Origin of the sequence: Enterobacter sp. BIDMC 27, assembly GCF_000534415.1 — a bacterium.
In the GTDB taxonomy this organism is placed as follows: domain Bacteria; phylum Pseudomonadota; class Gammaproteobacteria; order Enterobacterales; family Enterobacteriaceae; genus Enterobacter; species Enterobacter hormaechei_C.
This window is the reverse complement of record NZ_KI973178.1, coordinates 2874297-2891528: the sequence shown is the minus strand read 5'-3', so window position 1 is coordinate 2891528 and position 17232 is coordinate 2874297. Positions and strand designations below refer to the sequence as shown.

20 protein-coding genes are annotated in these 17232 nt (G+C 54.2%); 12 read left to right on the top strand and 8 right to left on the bottom strand.

Annotated features, from left to right (window positions below; genetic code table 11):
* Positions 1–45: 45 nt before the first annotated feature.
* From pdxH to anmK, 3 genes are all read right to left on the bottom strand, one after another.
* Entirely contained in the window at positions 46–702 is a 657-nt protein-coding gene (gene pdxH, locus L463_RS09020; RefSeq protein WP_003857601.1) for a pyridoxamine 5'-phosphate oxidase, read from the bottom strand.
* A 57-nt stretch (positions 703–759) separates the two neighbouring features.
* On the bottom strand, positions 760–1083 hold the full coding sequence (gene mliC / locus L463_RS09025; RefSeq protein WP_015570672.1) for a C-type lysozyme inhibitor: 324 nt from the start codon (positions 1081–1083) through the stop codon (positions 760–762).
* 93 nt (positions 1084–1176) lie between these two features.
* Positions 1177–2301, bottom strand: coding sequence for an anhydro-N-acetylmuramic acid kinase (anmK, locus tag L463_RS09030; RefSeq protein WP_015570673.1), 1125 nt, complete (start codon positions 2299–2301; stop codon positions 1177–1179).
* Positions 2302–2556: 255 nt separating this feature from the next.
* Between anmK and slyB the strand changes: the two genes are divergently transcribed.
* Entirely contained in the window at positions 2557–3024 is a 468-nt protein-coding gene (gene slyB / locus L463_RS09035; protein ID WP_003857604.1) for an outer membrane lipoprotein SlyB, read from the top strand.
* 192 nt (positions 3025–3216) lie between these two features.
* Positions 3217–4581, top strand: a complete 1365-nt coding sequence (locus L463_RS09040; RefSeq protein WP_017384595.1) for a sensor domain-containing diguanylate cyclase — start codon at positions 3217–3219, stop codon at positions 4579–4581.
* A gap of 35 nt (positions 4582–4616) precedes the next feature.
* On the opposite strand, the gene slyA is transcribed toward L463_RS09040, so the two are convergent.
* Positions 4617–5057, bottom strand: a complete 441-nt coding sequence (gene slyA / locus L463_RS09045; protein ID WP_006808997.1) for a transcriptional regulator SlyA — start codon at positions 5055–5057, stop codon at positions 4617–4619.
* A 187-nt stretch (positions 5058–5244) separates the two neighbouring features.
* Between slyA and L463_RS09050 the strand changes: the two genes are divergently transcribed.
* The 3 genes from L463_RS09050 to L463_RS09060 are packed head-to-tail and all read left to right on the top strand — an operon-like array spanning position 5245 to position 8377.
* The gene (locus L463_RS09050) at positions 5245–5481 is read left to right on the top strand and encodes a DUF1656 domain-containing protein (protein ID WP_003857607.1); all 237 of its coding nucleotides are present in this window, start codon (positions 5245–5247) and stop codon (positions 5479–5481) included.
* Positions 5482–5483: 2 nt separating this feature from the next.
* The gene (locus L463_RS09055) at positions 5484–6344 is read left to right on the top strand and encodes an efflux RND transporter periplasmic adaptor subunit (protein WP_032103558.1); all 861 of its coding nucleotides are present in this window, start codon (positions 5484–5486) and stop codon (positions 6342–6344) included.
* A complete protein-coding gene (locus tag L463_RS09060; RefSeq protein ID WP_032103559.1) occupies positions 6344–8377 on the top strand; it encodes an FUSC family protein in 2034 nt (677 codons plus the stop codon). Before L463_RS09055 ends, L463_RS09060 begins: the two co-directional genes overlap by 1 nt.
* On the opposite strand, the gene sodC is transcribed toward L463_RS09060, so the two are convergent.
* The 3 genes from sodC to L463_RS0122765 all read right to left on the bottom strand — a co-directional run bounded on the left by sodC (position 8356) and on the right by L463_RS0122765 (position 10140).
* Positions 8356–8874: a superoxide dismutase [Cu-Zn] SodC gene (gene sodC, locus L463_RS09065; RefSeq protein ID WP_015570677.1), complete on the bottom strand. Its 519-nt coding sequence runs from the start codon at positions 8872–8874 to the stop codon at positions 8356–8358. The two genes, L463_RS09060 and sodC, sit on opposite strands and share 22 nt — an antisense overlap.
* An 81-nt stretch (positions 8875–8955) precedes the next feature.
* The gene (locus L463_RS09070) at positions 8956–9852 is read right to left on the bottom strand and encodes an aldo/keto reductase (RefSeq protein ID WP_017693550.1); all 897 of its coding nucleotides are present in this window, start codon (positions 9850–9852) and stop codon (positions 8956–8958) included.
* 48 nt (positions 9853–9900) lie between these two features.
* Positions 9901–10140 carry a DUF1289 domain-containing protein gene (locus L463_RS0122765; protein ID WP_017384600.1) on the bottom strand — a complete coding sequence of 80 codons (240 nt, stop codon included), beginning with the start codon at positions 10138–10140 and terminating at the stop codon, positions 9901–9903.
* 147 nt (positions 10141–10287) lie between these two features.
* On the opposite strand from L463_RS0122765, the gene eptA reads away from it, so the two are divergent.
* The 5 genes from eptA (at position 10288) to rnt (ending at position 14968) form a co-directional block, all read left to right on the top strand.
* Positions 10288–11913, top strand: a complete 1626-nt coding sequence (eptA, locus tag L463_RS09075) for a phosphoethanolamine transferase EptA (RefSeq protein WP_026094312.1) — start codon at positions 10288–10290, stop codon at positions 11911–11913.
* 41 nt (positions 11914–11954) lie between these two features.
* Positions 11955–12554 (top strand): TetR/AcrR family transcriptional regulator, encoded by a 600-nt coding sequence (locus L463_RS09080; protein WP_017384602.1) that lies wholly within the window; start codon positions 11955–11957, stop codon positions 12552–12554.
* A 53-nt stretch (positions 12555–12607) separates the two neighbouring features.
* Entirely contained in the window at positions 12608–13705 is a 1098-nt protein-coding gene (locus tag L463_RS09085) for an alkene reductase (protein ID WP_015570682.1), read from the top strand.
* A gap of 99 nt (positions 13706–13804) precedes the next feature.
* Positions 13805–14212, top strand: a complete 408-nt coding sequence (gloA, locus tag L463_RS09090; RefSeq protein WP_003857623.1) for a lactoylglutathione lyase — start codon at positions 13805–13807, stop codon at positions 14210–14212.
* A gap of 96 nt (positions 14213–14308) precedes the next feature.
* Positions 14309–14968 (top strand): ribonuclease T, encoded by a 660-nt coding sequence (gene rnt / locus L463_RS09095; protein WP_003857625.1) that lies wholly within the window; start codon positions 14309–14311, stop codon positions 14966–14968.
* Positions 14969–15046: 78 nt separating this feature from the next.
* Here rnt and grxD read toward each other — a convergent pair whose 3' ends face one another.
* Positions 15047–15394, bottom strand: coding sequence for a monothiol glutaredoxin 4 (gene grxD, locus L463_RS09100; protein ID WP_003832760.1), 348 nt, complete (start codon positions 15392–15394; stop codon positions 15047–15049).
* Positions 15395–15732: 338 nt separating this feature from the next.
* On the opposite strand from grxD, the gene L463_RS09105 reads away from it, so the two are divergent.
* On the top strand, positions 15733–16491 hold the full coding sequence (locus L463_RS09105) for a C40 family peptidase (RefSeq protein ID WP_023296388.1): 759 nt from the start codon (positions 15733–15735) through the stop codon (positions 16489–16491).
* A gap of 122 nt (positions 16492–16613) precedes the next feature.
* Complete coding sequence (gene sodB / locus L463_RS09110; RefSeq protein ID WP_023296387.1) at positions 16614–17195, top strand: superoxide dismutase [Fe]; 582 nt, start codon at positions 16614–16616, stop codon at positions 17193–17195.
* Positions 17196–17232: the final 37 nt, after the last annotated feature.

The window sequence follows — 17232 nt, the reverse complement described above, 5'->3', positions numbered from 1 at the left end:
GCCAGCGCGGTGTGCGCTAGCGCTTAAATCAACAAATTTTGGGGATTACGGGGCCAGTCTGTCGATTTTCCAGCCACCGTTGTCGCGCTGGTATAAAAAGCGGTCGTGCAGGCGGTGTTCACCGCCCTGCCAGAATTCCATCTGCTCAATGGGGATGCGGAACCCGCCCCAGAAACTCGGCAGCGGTACTTCACCCTGCTGAAACTTCTGTTTGAGTTCGAGGAATTTACTTTCCAGCACACCGCGGGCTGAGATTCGGCTGGACTGTTTAGAGACCCAGGCGCCGATCTGACTGTCGCGCGGGCGACTGTGGAAATATTTTACCACTTCGAGCGTAGAGAGGCGCTCCGCCTTGCCGGTGACCATCACCTGGCGCTCCAGCATATGCCACGGGAAGAGCAGGCTAATACGCGGATTATTTTCAAGGTGATGCGCTTTACGACTGCCAAGATTGGTGTAGAACACCAGCCCTTTCTCGTCATAATGCTTGAGAAGAACGATGCGTTGATACGGCTGACCATTTTCATCAACCGTGGCAACGACCATTGCCGTCGGGTCAGCCAGTTTCGCTTCGCAGGCCTGCTTCAGCCAGCGTTCAAAAAGCACCAGCGGTTCGGCGGGAAGATCCTGGCGGCGCAGACCGCCTTTGGTGTATTCACGGCGCAGATGCGCAATTTGCTGTAGTTCGTCGTTATCTGACATGGCGTTAGCTGAAAGTGAGATTGGGTGGCGCTATTGTGCGCGCCCCCTTCAAAAATCTCAACGCTTCGGATTTTCAAGCTGACAATTGTTCAGCACAATGCGGTCACGCTTGTAGACGGTGGCGCTGTCGCCTTTCGACCAGAAGACGTAGATCCCGTCTGAGTAGCGCGCACCGGAGGCCGACATTCCCTGCTTCAGCGTTAACAACTTATTGTCATAAACAAAGCTGGCTTCCTGATGCGGGTTGTTCAGCTTCACCGTCAGCGGTTTTTCATCACAACGATATTCCAGCGTATCGGTTTGCATACGCTCAACGAACTGGTTATAGACGCTGCATCCGGTCATAAGAAAAGGTACAGCAATGAGAAGAAGTTTTTTCATGGGCAGATTCCGAAGACTATCCTGGTCCTGGAGGGCCTAACCGCCCTCCTGTTTTTCCCTATTTTACGGGTTACGCCTCCCGCTGAATTTCAGTTAACTCTGATTATGGCGCGGGTTTGCGGGGAAAATGGCCCCAAGGACGCTCGCCTCCCGCGCACCGGTTACGGAGGGTAAATTCCCCGGCAGACCGGCAACCGTACGCCAGGCAAGCCAGGCGAAGGCCAGCGCTTCCATATCGTCTCCGCTGATCCCGGCTTCATCAGTGGTCGTGACTTCGGTGCCTGGCAGCAAGGCGGCGAGGCGTGCCATCACCAGCGGGTTGCGGCTTCCGCCTCCGCATACCAGCAAGCGCTCACATCCGCCGCTCAGCAACACCTGTTCAGAAATCGACACCGCGGTGAGCTCCGTCAGCGTAGCCTGCACATCCTGAGGCGCAAGGCCGGGGAAGCGCGCCAGCTGACGTTCAAGCCAGCCGTAGTTGAAATATTCCCGCCCCGTGCTTTTCGGCGCGGGCAGAGCAAAGAAAGGATCGCTTAACAGGGTTTGCAGCAAGGGAAGGATCACTTTCCCCTGGCTGGCCCACTGCGCGTCTTTGTCGTAGGCTTTGCCGCTCTGACGCCAGATCCAGGCATCCATCAGCATATTACCGGGTCCGGTATCGTACCCCCGCACGGGCTGCCCGGGAATAAGCATCGACAGGTTGGCGATCCCGCCGATGTTCAGGACCATCCTGCGCTCTACCGGGTGCGCCAGCAGCGCCTGATGAAATGCCGGAACCAGCGGCGCCCCCTGCCCGCCGAGGGCCATATCGCGACGACGGAAATCACCCACCACCGTCACGCCGGTTTTTGCCACAATCTGGTTGTTATCGCCAATTTGCATCGTGTGCGGCGCCTCGCCGACAGGTTCATGCCAGACGGTCTGCCCATGGCAACCTATTGCCACGATATCCTGCGGGTGGAGTCTTTCCTGCTGCATCAGGGCCAGTACCGCCTCAGCAAACAGCGCCCCCAGACGCACATCCAGTTGGCCCAGTTGGGAAAGCGTCAGCTGTTGTCCCTGGCAGATGTTCAGGATCTCTTCTTTTAACGAGACAGGAATAGGCCAGGTCAGGCTTGCCTGCTGCGCCACCATGTTTTCATCAATGGCGGCCAGAACGACATCCACACCGTCAAGACTGGTACCAGACATCACACCGATATAGCGACCCGATTTCATGCGCTTTCCTTACGTTACATGGGCTAAGTGCAAACACTCCATCATAAATAACGCGGCTTTGCTATGCGGTGATAATATTTTTTAACAATCTCAGACCTGTAGCACAGACGGTTTTTGTTTATGTCCCGTTAAGCCCTGCTGAAGTAAAATTTATCTATTCGGCATGCAAAGATATGAACTGTGGTCAGGAATGCCATATAATTTAGCCATAACGGATGCCCCAACCGGGCGTTTTTTGGTGAACAGGAGAGTCAAATGATTTTACGTGTACTGGGCGTTTCGCTGATTGGTTTAACACTGGCGGGTTGTGTGAATGACAGTTCACTCTCCGGCGACGTATATAGTGCTTCTGAAGCTAAACAGGTACAGAACGTGACATACGGTACTATCGTTAATGCCCGTCCTGTTCAGATTCAGGGTGGCGATGACACGAACGTGGTGGGCGCAATCGGTGGTGCTGTGCTGGGTGGTTTCCTGGGTAATACCATTGGCGGCGGCACCGGACGTTCTCTGGCTACCGCTGCGGGCGCAGTTGCAGGCGGCGTAGCGGGTCAGGGCGTTCAGGGTGCGATGAACAAAACTCAGGGCGTTGAGCTGGAAATCCGTAAAGACGATGGCAGCACCATTATGGTTGTGCAGAAACAGGGTAACACCCGCTTCTCTGCTGGCCAGCGTGTTGTACTGGCAAGCAACGGCAGCCAGGTTACCGTCTCCCCGCGCTAATATCCTGATGGATGTGGTCTGTTCAGACCGCATCCATTTAACAAAATCATCGTTTCCAACAATATATTTGCACAATACATTCACACGGTGAATTATTCATTTCATCTATTTTTGTCCGTGCGCAAAGTATTTTTTATTTCCCTCACTTAGACTCTTCGCAATCTCTTTTCTTTTTTAATTTTTAAATTCTCTATGCTTGCGATCTGTCGATTTGTAAAGAACCGCTTTGTGGCCTTCGCGCTTGGATGCATTGTTATCATTGCCGTATTACAAGCTTTTTTTATAAAACTTGTTGAATGGGTTCCTTCGTTTTCACCTTTGTTTTTCCCTACGCTGACGATATTTCTTCTGGTGTTTCATCTGTTTATTGCCTGTTTTATGGCAATGAAATACTGGTGCGACAGAAGGCGATTATATCTTGTTCCCATTGCCCTGGCCTTTGCCGGCTCAGCGTTATTGATGGTGGGGACTCTGTCCAGCTTCCCGGCCTGGCTTGATCTCTATCAGTTCAACGTGGCGAACTATAATGACGCCATGATTTTCTATATGTTCCGCCACTTTTTAATGGCGGTGCTGATAATCATCTCGGCATTGCTGTATACCCTGCGTACGTCCGCTCTCTCACGAAGCACCCACATCGGTATCGTTGTCGGCGCCTCGCTCTTTACGGGCAGTATGCTTGGGCTGGCATTGTTCTATTCCAGCCATTCAACCCTGCTCACACTGGACCTGGTAGACAATGAAACCCGACAGTTTATGGTTCTCTGGAGCCAGGCGATTAATATCATTTTGATCGTCCTGTGGGTAGTAACGTTAATCACCCTGATGGCCATTACCCGCGTGAGGAATTTGTTTTGGGTCGGCGGCAATTTTTTATGCGTCTGTTATATCGTCACCCTGCTCATGCTATTGTTAGGCGGACACGCTGAAGATATTTCATGGTACCGGGCACGGTTATTCGAAACTGTCGCTACATTAATCATTATCTTCATCTTACTTTCCGATGTATTTAATTTGTATCGTGACTCGCATGTAAAATATCAGCAGTCTTATCAAAACTCGATCCGCGATCCCCTCACCCGTCTGTATAATCGTAGCTATTTCTATGATTCATTAAACCACGCGCTGAGTACAGCAACCCTGGCGCACCCGGTATCGGTGATCGTGAGCGATCTTGACCGTTTCAAACGCATTAACGACTGCTACGGCCATTTGCAGGGGGATAAGGTTTTACAGTTTGTCTCAAACCTGTTGACCGATTCAGTGCGACCGCAGGATATCGCAGCGCGGATCGGCGGCGAAGAATTTGTGCTCATGCTGACAAATACCCCTTCCGATCTTGCGCAACAGGTTGCCGAACGCATACGTCTCAAATTGAGCGGTTTCGACAACGTTAGCAGCGGCGGTTATCTCCCGGAACCGATAACTATCAGTATGGGGGTATTCACCGCCACCTCGCCGGAGACCAGCGCTGAAACCTGTGTGGAAAGCGCGGATAAAGCCATGTACGAGGCAAAAGAGACGGGCCGCAACCGGGTGGTGGTGTTCAGAACATGACAAAGGCCTTGCACCAGCAAGGCCTGTGAATAACGTCAGTCGCGCGACTGTAAATCGTGGATGTTTTGTTCAAGACGGGCGATGAGTCCGATCAGCATCTCCAGCTCAGCGGGGGAAATACCGGCCAGGATCTCCCCTCGCGTTTTACTGATGACGGTCTCCATCTCAGTAATAATCGGGGCCGCTTTTTCCGTCAATTTAATCCGCTTGGCGCGACGATCGCTGGCGCAGGTTTGTCGGGAGATGAGTCCCTTCTCTTCCAGCTGGTCAAGGGTACGCACCAGAGAAGGCTGCTCAATACCAATCGCTTTTGCCAGTTGGATCTGTGACTGATCGGGCGGGAGCTGATGAATGTTATGCAGCGTAACCCAGTGCGTCTGCGTAAGTTCCAGAGGTTTCAGGCGATGGTCAATCAGAGCACGCCAGATGCGTACCAACCTTGCCAGATCAGAACCTAATGGCGATTCCAATTTCATCTCCTTATAATTAGCTTGCTAAGTGATTATAGTGATTTTAGAATAGTTTGCAGTATTTGTATTGCCAAAACAAATGCAATCACGGTATTCATCATTCCTTAAAGGATGATTTACACTGAATGGTAATGCGCCATCGCATTGAAATCTGCCAATGTGGCCCTCATTCCACCGCAAAGGATCGCTGCTTGTGACGTTGTTTTCCTTCTCCGCAGGGTTGCCCCTCCAGGATTTGATTGTTGGCGCATCGGTCTACTTTCCGCCACTGTTTAAAGCCGTAATGGTCGGTTTTGTAATCTGGCTCATTGCGCATCGTCTGCTGCGCGACTGGATGTATTCTGGTGAAATCTGGCACCCGATGTTAATGGATCTCTCCCTGTTTACCCTCTCCGTCTGTCTTGGCCTTGCCGTGTTAACCGTGTGGTGAGAATAGCATTGAAAACGTTAAAATATTTTTCCACTCTTTTCGTTTTAGCGCTGGCGGTGATGGCCGGCTGGTGGCTCTGGAATTATTACATGCAGTCGCCCTGGACGCGTGACGGCAAGATCCGCGCGGAACAGGTCAGCATCACGCCACAGGTGTCCGGCAGTATCAGCGCGCTGCTGGTGAAGGACAACCAGTACGTTCATGCGGGCGATGTGTTATTTCGCATCGATGAGACCCCTTTCCACATTGCGGTGCTTAATGCCCAGGCGCAGCTCGCAAAAGCTCAATCAGATCTGGCAAAAGCCAATAACGAAGCCGAACGCCGCCGCCATCTGTCGAGAAATTACATCTCTGCGGAGGATCTCGATACCGCCAATATCAATGTAAAAGCCATGCAGGCCAGCCTGAAGGTTGCAGAGGCAACGCTGAAACAGGCCGAGTGGCAACTGACCCAGACCATGGTCAAAGCCCCGGTGGATGGATGGATCACGAGCCTGTCTACCCGTGTGGGTGATTACGCCACCACAGGCCAGCCGGTCTTCGTCCTGGTCGATAGCCACTCTTTCTATGTTGTAGGTTATTTTGAAGAGACCAAGCTGCGCCATATCCGCGAGGGAGCGCCTGCCCGGATCACGCTTTACAGCGGCGCAGAAACGTTACAGGGTCACGTTAGCAGCATAGGTCGGGCAATATACGATCAGAGCGTGGAAACCGATTCTGGCCTGGTGCCTGACATCAAACCCAACGTCCCGTGGGTGCGCCTGGCTCAGCGGGTGCCTGTTCGCGTCGAGTTTGATCAACTGCCGAAAGACATTACCCTGGTCTCTGGCACAACCTGCACCGTCGCCATCGGATCGCGATGATGAACCTGGGGGCTTTCTCCTGGCGCAATACGCCGTGGATAAAAGCGACACGGCCGCAGTGGCGTTATGCGCTGCGCAACGGCATCGCCATGTGCCTTGCGCTTACGGTTGCCTATTATCTGAATCTGGATGAGCCTTACTGGGCGATGACCTCTGCGGCGGTCGTCAGCTTCCCTACCGTCGGGGGCGTTATCAGTAAAAGCCTCGGGCGCGTGGCGGGTAGCCTGCTGGGGGCAACCGCCGCACTGCTTCTTGCCGGCCATACCCTGAACGATCCCTGGCTCTTTCTGTTAAGCATGTCGGCATGGCTGGGGCTGTGTACCTGGGCCTGCGCCCATTTTACCAATAACGTTGCCTATGCGTTTCAGCTGGCGGGTTACACCGCGGCCATTATCGCCTTTCCGGTCGTCAACGTGCTGGATACCACCGAGCTGTGGGATATCGCCCAGGCACGCGTGTGTGAAGTGATGGTCGGCATTCTGTGCGGAGGCGTCATGATGATGATCCTGCCCAGTACCTCAGATGGCACTACGCTTATCACCGCCCTTAAAACGATGCACGCACGTTTGCTGGAACATGCCAGCCTGCTCTGGCAGCCTGACAGCAGCGATGACATCCGCCTCGCGCACGAAAAGGTCATCGGCCAGATCCTGACCATGAACCTGTTGCGCATCCAGGCTTTCTGGAGCCACTACCGTTTTCGTCGCCAGAACACGCTTCTGAACTATTTACTGCACCAGCAATTGCGGATGACGAGCGCGATCTCAAGCCTTCGCCGGATGTTGCTGAACTGGCCTGCACCGCCAGCCCATACCCGGGAGATTATCGAGGCGCTGCTCGCCGCTCTTGCGCGTCCGGATGCCGATATCTATACCGTGGCCCGCATTATCGCGCCGCTCGCCCCAACGGATGAATATGACTACAGGCACCGTGCCTTCTGGCAGCGTCTGAACTATTTCTGCCGCCTGTATCTGCGCAGCAGCCGCTGGTTAAAAGCCGTCGAGAATGCCACGCCCGTCACCGAATTTTCCGTTCCCGGTAGTCCTGCTCTGGCGCGCCATACCGACGCAATGGAGGCGCTGTGGAGCGGTTTTCGTACGTTTTGCGCGTTAACGGCCGTGGGCGCATGGGCCATCACCACGCAATGGGATGCGGGCAGTGCGGCCCTGACGCTTGCGGCAATCAGCTGCGTGCTCTATTCCGTCGCCGCTTCCCCCTTTAATTCCCTGACGCTTCTGCTGCGTACGCTGGTACTGCTGTCGCTATTCAGCTTCGTGGTGAAATTTGGTTTGATGGTGCAGATAACCGACCTCTGGCAATTTCTGCTGTTTCTCTTCCCGCTATTAACCACCATGCAGTTGCTCAAACTGCAAATGCCTAAACTGGCCGGTCTGTGGGGTCAGTTGATTGTTTTTATGGGCTCATTTATCTCTGTAACGAAACCACCGGTTTACGATTATGCTGATTTTCTCAACGACAATCTGGCGAAGATCCTCGGCGTGGGGCTGGCGTGGCTGGCTTTCGCTGTGCTACGCCCGGGCTCGGACGCGCGTAAAAGCCGCAGGCATATTCGGGAGTTGCGCAGGGGTTTTGTCGATCAGCTGAGCCGCAGGCCGCATCTGCGCGAAAGCGAGTATGAATCGCTGGTTTACCATCATGTCAGCCAGCTGAACAACAGCCAGGATTCACTCTCCCGTCGCTGGCTGCTGCGCTGGGGCGTGGTGCTGTTAAACTGTTCGCACGTGGTGTGGCAACTGCGCGCCTGGGAGACGCGTTCCGATCCGCTGTCGCAGGTCCGTGATAACTGTATTTCCATGCTCCGAGATGTGATGAGCGAGCGCGGGGTGCAGCAGCGCCCCCTGAGCGTCACGCTCGCCGAGCTTCAGCGTATTTGCGACGCGCTGGCGCACCATCATCAGCCTGCGGCCCGCGATCTGGCGTCCATTATCTGGCGGCTGCACTGCTCCCTGTCACAGCTTGAACAGGCGCCGCCACCCGGTACGATTGGCGATCAGATCACCCCGCAGGCATAGCGCGCCCCGCCGCCGCCAAGCGGTTTAGGCTGATCGGACATGTTATCGCCGCCCACGTGGACCATCAGCGCCTTGCCTTTGACCTCGTCAAGCTTTTTGAGTCGTGGCGCCACAACCGGATCGGTGGCTTTACCATCGTTATTTACCACCAGCACCGGCAAATCGCCGAGGTGCCCCATCCCTTCCGGGCCTTCATGCTTACCGGAGTTGTGCGGGTCGAGATGCCCCCCTGCGGCTTCCGCAGCTGTTGGTTTCCCCTCTTTCATCGCGGGTTGACAGCTGCCTTTGGCATGAACGTGAAAACCATGTTCGCCGGGTGGAAGAGCCTTGAGATCGGGAGCAAATTCCAGCCCTTTATCGGTTTCGGTGATTTTCACCGTCCCGATGGACTGGCCTACCCCCTGAGAAGTGACGAGATTCATTTCAACGTCCTCGCTGGCTGCATGCGCACCTGCGCAAACAACCAGCGTGACCATTGCCAGAGCAAAACGCTTCATAAGACCTCCACGGGTTATTTTTTGCACCTTAAGTCTATACCAGCGGCGCAGATTTCACCGGAAAGTCAGGTTCAGGCGTGCTCAGGGTACGTCGTAGCCCAGCGCCGCCTTGCGGATGCGGAACCACTGCTGACGCGTCATATCCAGCTCCTCAGCCACAAGCGCAGCGCGGACGCGCTCAATTTTGCCGGAGCCAATAATTGGCAGCGGTTTAGACGGCAGGCACAGGATCCAGGCGTAAACCACCTGCTCGATACTCTCCGCATTCAGTTCGCGCGCCACCGTTTCAAGCTCGTTACGCAGCGGCTGGAATGCCTCATCGTTAAACAGGCGGCCGCCTCCCAGACAGGACCATGCCATTGGACGGATGCGCAGCTGTTGCAGTTGGTCGAGCGTGCCATCCAGCAGCAGCGGCTGATGAACAGGCGAGATCTCCACCTGATTCGTCGCCAGCGTAAACGGCAGGCGAGACTGCAATAGCGCAAACTGTGCCGGGGTGAAGTTAGACACGCCAAAATGGCGCACTTTGCCGCTCTGGTGCAGCGTCAGGAAGGCTTCCGCGACCTCATCCGCATCCATCAACGGATCGGGTCGGTGGATCAGCAGCAGGTCGATACGATCGGTGGCCAGGTTAATCAGTGACTGCTCGGCGCTTTTAACGATATGCGCGCTGTCAGTGATGTAATGCCCAAGCGCATGCTCCGGTTTTGCTGTGGTGGCAATACCGCATTTGGTCACAATCTCCATACGTTCACGCAGCGCCGGCGCACGCTTCAGCGCTTCGCCAAAGGCAGCCTCGCACTGATAGCCGCCATAAATATCAGCGTGATCGACGGTGGTGATCCCGAGATCGAGATGCTCTTCTATAAAGTCCGCCAGCTGGACCGGAGACATATTCCAGTCCATAAGGCGCCAGTAGCCCATAACAAATCGGGAGAACTCCGGGCCCTGCGGGGCAAGGGTAATACGCTGAACCATAACATTTTCCTCAAGGAAGTCATGTCACCAGTATACGCAATTACCCTGCTAAAACAGTGAAGGTTGCTGAGGTTCTTCGCTTTCAACCGCTTTGTTTGCACGAATTTTACGCAGCAGACGCTGTCGACAGAGCCGTAAGACCTCCTGCTTTTGCGCGTCGCTGAAATTTTGCCAGTTAAAACGTTCATCGCGCGTGCGCATGCAGCCACGACAGTATCCTCGTTCATCTACCTGGCAAATACCCCGGCACGGGCTCTGGACAGGGAAAAACTCCAGTTGCTCTGCCACACCTACCTCCAGAACGTCATTATTCCCTACAGTGAAGACCCTAAATGGCTTGCATGCAAGGATGTCCGCCACAAACAGAGCATTAAGGTTTCGCTAATCTTCCCTTCTTATACTCGCCGCATTGATATAACGAATGGTCTGGTCATCATGTGGTTCACTAAAAAGTTACACTGTAACGATATAAAATTTACTCTGGGCTGTGCACTTTTCTTCACCGTACTGAATGCACTGTTTATCCAGCGCAGCTGGTCAATCATTGCGCCTGCGCATCTGCACGATCTCCTGTTTGCTGCCAGCGTGCCGCTGGTGCTGTTCTGCGGCTGGGTGATTGTCTTCAGCCTGCTGAATATTCCCTTTATTCGCAAGCCGCTCATGATTGTCCTGACCCTGGGATGCGCCGCCGCGACCTGGTTTATGTATACCTATGGCACGGTTATCGATCAGAACATGATTGTGAACGTGTTCGAAACTAATTCCCAGGAAGCGACTGCCCTGGTGACGCCGCAGATGATCCTGTGGCTGGCCGTTGCGGGTCTGGTTCCATCGATTATTTTAGCCCTGACGCGCATTCGCACCGGAAAATGGTGGTATGCCCTCCTGACGCGTGTCGCCGCTATGCTGGGCGCGTTGCTGGTGATCATCCTGGTCGCGGCGGTGTTTTATAAAGACTATGCTTCGCTGTTCCGCAATAACAAAAGCATCGTCAAAATGGTCACCCCGGCGAATTACGTGAGCGCCGTGGTGAAATACAGCAAAATGCGCTGGTTTGCCGGCGACCAGACGCTGGTCCGCATTGGCGAGGATGCTCATAAAGGCGCGCTGATTTCCAGCCAACGCAAGAAAACCGTGCTGATTGTGGTGGTGGGCGAAGCCTCCCGCGCCGCAAACTACTCGTTAAATGGTTACCCGCGTGAAACCAACCCCGAGCTGAAAAAGCAGGATGTCATCAACTTCCCCCAGGCCTCCTCCTGTGGCACGGAAACCGCCGTTTCCGTCCCCTGCATGTTCTCCGGCATGACGCGGAAAAAATATGACGCGGACCTCGCCCATCACCAGGAAGGTCTGCTCGATGTACTTAACCATGCCGGTTTCAACCTGCTGTGGCGCGACAACGACGGCGGGTGTAAAGGCGCCTGCGACCGCGTGCCGCACACGGACATGACCCAGTGGAAACTGGATCAGTTCTGTAAGGACAAATCCTGTATCGACGACGTCAACCTCTACCGTCTGGACAACGTACTGGATGGAATAAAGCAGGATACGGTTCTGGTTATTCATCTGATGGGCAGCCACGGTCCGGCCTACTACAACCGTTATCCGGACAGCTTTCGCAAGTTCACCCCAACCTGCGATACCAATGAAATTCAGGATTGCGATCATCAGTCGCTGATCAATACCTATGACAACTCGATTTTGTATACCGACAGCGTGGTCAGCCGAACCATCGACGCGCTAAAAGCCCGGCAGGCCAACATGAACACGGCGCTCATTTACCTCTCCGATCACGGTGAATCGCTGGGCGAAAGCGGAATTTACCTGCACGGTACGCCGTATATGCTGGCCCCGGAGCAGCAAACGCATATTCCGTTTATGTTCTGGCTCTCCCCGGATTATGCGAAAAACTTCGGCGTAAACACGGATTGCCTGCGTGACCATGCCGCAAAAGAGGCGGTTTCACAGGACAATTTATTCGCCACCGTTCTGGGCATGATGGACGTGAAATCAGCGGTTTATCAACCGCAGCTGGATATTCTGTCGCAATGTCGTCGCTAAGCGGGCTTGCATTAGACCGAACGGTCTATTAGAGTAAGGGCATGAGCAGACACACTGAACACGATACACGAGAACATTTGCTGGCTACCGGCGAGCGCCTTTGCATGCATCGCGGGTTTACCGGTATGGGGCTGAGCGAATTGTTAAAAACCGCTGAAGTACCTAAGGGATCGTTTTATCACTATTTTCGATCCAAAGAGGCGTTTGGCGTTGCCATGCTGGAGCGGCACTACGCCAGCTACCATCAGCGCCTGGCAACCCACTTCGCCAGCGGTGAAGGTGACTACCGGGATCGTGTTCTGAACTACTATCAGGAAACGCTGACGCAGTTCTGTCAGCAGGGCATCATCAGCGGCTGCCTGACGGTAAAACTGTCTGCCGAAGTGTGCGATCTCTCCGAAGATATGCGCACCGCAATGGATAAAGGGGCCAGCGGCGTGATTGCCCTGTTGGCTCAGGCGCTGGAGAGCGGGCGCAATGAAAAAACGCTCTCCTTCTCCGGCGATCCGCTCACGCAGGCACAGGTGCTCTATTCCCTCTGGTTAGGCGCCAACCTGCAAGCAAAAATGTCTCGCAGCGCCGTGCCGCTCGAAAGCGCGCTGGCGCATGTGAAAAACTGTATTACCGCGCCTGGCGTGTAGCCGGCGTTTTTATTTACCCTTTTACTAGTCGACTGGTCTACTCAGGAGCCGTTATGTCCGCTGAAAAGCTGTTTACCCCACTGAAAGTGGGTGCCGTTACTGCCCCAAACCGCGTGTTTATGGCCCCACTTACCCGTCTGCGCAGCATCGAGCCGGGCGATATCCCAACGCCATTGATGGGTGAGTATTACCGCCAGCGCGCCAGCGCGGGCCTGATTATCTCCGAAGCCACGCAGATTTCTGCTCAGGCAAAAGGCTACGCCGGTGCACCGGGTCTGCACAGCCCGGAACAGATCGCCGCGTGGAAAAAAATCACCGCAGGTGTTCATGCTGAAGATGGCCGTATTGCGGTTCAGCTGTGGCACACCGGTCGTATCTCACACAGCAGCATCCAGCCTGGCGGTCAGGCGCCGGTTTCTGCCTCTGCCCTGAACGCCAATACCCGCACTTCCCTGCGCGATGAAAACGGTAATGCGATCCGCGTCGACACCACCACGCCACGCGCGCTGGAGCTGGACGAGATCCCGGGTATCGTGAATGATTTCCGTCAGGCCGTCGCCAACGCCCGTGAAGCGGGCTTCGACCTGGTTGAGCTGCACTCTGCGCACGGTTACCTGCTGCATCAGTTCCTGTCCCCGTCTTCCAACCAGCGTACCGACCAGTACGGCGGCAGCGTTGAAAACCGCGCGCGTCTGGTGCTTGAAGTGGTGGATGCTGTTTGTAATGAGTGGAGCGCAGACCGCATTGGTATTCGTGTCTCCCCGATCGGTACTTTCCAGAACGTCGACAACGGTCCGAACGAAGAAGCAGACGCGCTGTATCTGATTGAAGAGCTGGCGAAACGCGGTATCGCCTATCTGCACATGTCCGAGCCGGACTGGGCAGGTGGCAAGCCTTACAGTGAAGCCTTCCGTCAGAAAGTGCGCGAGCGCTTCCACGGCGTGATTATCGGGGCGGGTGCGTATACGGCAGAGAAAGCCGAGGATTTGATCGGTAAAGGCCTGATCGACGCAGTGGCCTTTGGCCGTGACTACATTGCTAACCCGGATCTGGTTGCCCGTTTGCAGAAGAAAGCCGAACTGAACCCGCAGCGCCCTGAAAGTTTCTATGGCGGCGGCGCGGAAGGTTATACCGACTACCCTTCACTGTAATCCCGCTTTGTACATTGATAGCGGCGACCTTTCGCCGCTATACTAAAACATCGTTTCTGTTCAAAAAGATGATCCATTCCACTGGTTAATGAGGAAATTATGCGCCTACTTCACACCATGCTGCGCGTTGGCGACCTGCAACGTTCCATCGATTTCTACACTAACGTTCTGGGCATGAAGCTGCTGCGCACCAGCGAAAATCCGGAATATAAATACTCCCTGGCGTTTGTCGGTTACGGCCCGGAATCTGATGAAGCGGTCATCGAGCTGACCTACAACTGGGGCGTGGACAGCTACGAGCTGGGTACAGCTTACGGCCACATCGCGCTGGAAGTGGATAACGCCGCCGAAGCCTGCGAACGTATCCGCAGCAATGGCGGTAACGTCACCCGTGAAGCCGGTCCGGTTAAAGGCGGTACCACCGTAATTGCGTTTGTGGAAGATCCGGACGGTTATAAAATCGAACTGATCGAAGCCAAAGACGCTGGTCGCGGCCTGGGCAATTGATCCCGCAGGGCGCACTTTGCGCCCGTTGTTTTGCTGCATCCCCTCTCAAAATTTGCCATAATGCGCACTGCTTTTTCCCCCTTGTAAGAGACCCTGATGTCCGATAACGCTCAATTTACCGGTCTGTGCGACCGTTTTCGTGGTTTTTATCCCGTTGTCATTGATGTTGAAACAGCCGGATTTAACGCTAAAACCGATGCGCTGCTTGAGATTGCCGCCATCACGCTGAAGATGGATGAACAGGGCTGGCTTGTACCGGACACCACGCTGCATTTCCACGTTGAACCCTTTGAAGGGGCAAACTTACAGCCAGAGGCGCTGGCCTTTAACGGTATCGATCCGACAAACCCGCTGCGCGGGGCGGTAAGCGAATACGAGGCGCTGCACGCCATTTTCAAAATGGTGCGCAAAGGCATGAAAGAGAATGACTGTAGCCGCGCCATCATGGTGGCCCACAATGCCACCTTTGATCACAGCTTCACTATGGCTGCCGCCGAGCGTGCCTCGCTCAAGCGTAATCCATTCCATCCGTTTGTGACCTTCGACACCGCCGCGCTGAGCGGCCTGGCGCTGGGGCAAACCGTGCTCTCTAAAGCCTGCATCACGGCGGGTATTGCGTTTGACGGCACCCAGGCGCATTCCGCGTTATACGACACCGAGCGTACGGCGGAGCTGTTCTGTGAGATCGTCAACCGCTGGAAACGTCTCGGCGGCTGGCCGCTGCCGATGGGCGACGAGGCCGATCTTCAATCGTAGGTTGGGTAATCAGTAGCCCCACAGGACAAAAAAAAGCGACCAACATAATGTGGTCGCTTTTTTATATCCGCAGAAAACTTACTCTGCGTCCGGCTCTTCGGTTTTATACTTCGCCGCAGTCTCTTTGATCAGCTGTTGCAGTTCGCCGCGCTGATACATTTCAATCAGGATGTCGCATCCACCGACCAGTTCACCATCAACCCACAGCTGTGGGAAGGTCGGCCAGTTGGCGTATTTTGGCAGTTCAGCGCGAATGTCCGGGTTTTGCAGGATATCAACGTAAGCAAAACGCTCACCACAGGCGGACAGCGCCTGAACCGCTTGCGCGGAGAAGCCGCAGCTTGGCAGCTTCGGAGAACCTTTCATGTACAGGAGAATCGGGTTTTCAGCGATCTGGCGCTGAATTTTTTCAATAGTGGTGCTCATGTCTTGCTTCCTTTAACTTCTGTTACGGCATCAGTCTGACATTGTAGCGGGTCAGGCCGACATCGGAAAATAACATTTTTGTCACGTCTAATTATTTTATCGCTTATCGCATAAAGTTGCATTGCTAATGTCGTTTATCCCCAGACGGGGTGCGGTTTTGGTTAAGGAGCGAACAGGAGTGCGTCAGAATGGTGAATTTTTTTGCACTTGCTAACGAAACATAATTTTTGAATGAAAAATGCTATTAACTTCTTCTGAATTTATGGATTAGAATCGACAGGTTTTGTAAATCTCACGCGGGTATGCATTGTGGCCTGCATTTATCAGGGGACTGCCCAGTGGCGCGGATAACTAAAATCTCGATGACGCTCTGTGCTTTACTGTTTACCACACTCTCATTTACGCCAGCGGCGAACGCCTCTGAACAGGCGCGGCATTCTGCTGTACAAAAATCGCATCTGGCAAAAACCACAGAACGTAAGAAAAAAACCACCAGTAAAACAGTAAAGAAGAAAACCACCGCTCAGACCAAAAAGACCGCCTCCAGTAAATCCAAAACTCTCCGTTCCGGCACGCACAAAACCACCCGCACGACCGCCAGCCTGGTGAATGAAAAATGCATCGTGCGCAAAGGCCATAAAACGAGATGCGCAAAAGTGACGAAGCTGGCTGACGTGCATAAAGCGCGTATGCAGAAAGCGCAAAAAACGGCGATGAACAAACTGATGGGGCAAATAGGTAAACCGTATCGCTGGGGTGGCACCTCTCCGCGCACCGGTTTTGACTGTAGTGGGCTGGTTTATTATGCCTATAAAGATCTGGTGAAGTTTCGCATTCCACGCACCGCCAATGAGATGTACCATCTGCGCGACGCCGCGCCTGTAAACCGTGGCGAACTGCAAAATGGCGACCTGGTGTTCTTCCGCACCCAGGGACGCGGTACGGCCGATCACGTTGGGGTGTATGTGGGTAACGGTAAATTTATCCAGTCACCGCGCAGCGGTCAGGACATTCAGATCACCTCTCTCAGCGAAGATTATTGGGTGCGCCACTATGTGGGTGCGCGCCGCGTGATGACGCCAAAAACCATTCGCTAAACCCTGCCGTGCCGCCTCCATGGCAGGGTAAGTTCCTCTTTTGCATACCCTTTCAATTTGCTATTCTGTCCTTGTTGTCTGTAGGGTTATTGGCAACGTATAAAACTATAAGGAGAGAAGCAATGTCGTTCGAATTACCTGCACTACCGTATGCAAAAGACGCCCTGGCCCCGCACATTTCCGCGGAAACCCTGGAGTACCATTACGGCAAGCATCACCAGACCTATGTCACCAACCTGAACAATCTGATCAAGGGCACCGATTTTGAAGGCAAAACGCTGGAAGAGATCGTGCGCAGTTCAGACGGCGGCGTATTCAACAACGCCGCACAGGTGTGGAACCACACCTTCTACTGGCACTGCCTGGCCCCCAATGCAGGCGGAGAACCTACCGGTGAGCTGGCGGCAGCGATTAACGCCGCGTTCGGCAGTTTCGCGGATTTTAAAACGAAGTTTACTGACGCAGCCGTTAAAAACTTTGGCTCCGGCTGGACCTGGCTGGTCAAAGAGGCTGATGGCAAACTGGCTATCGTTTCCACCTCTAATGCGGGTACCCCTCTGACCACCAGCGCAACGCCGCTGATGACCGTGGACGTATGGGAACACGCCTATTACATTGATTACCGTAATGCGCGCCCGAACTACCTGGAACACTTCTGGGCACTGGTTAACTGGGAATTTGTTGCGAAGAACTTCGCTGCGTAAGAGACACGCAGAAGGGGCAGCCCTTCTGCGTATTTGT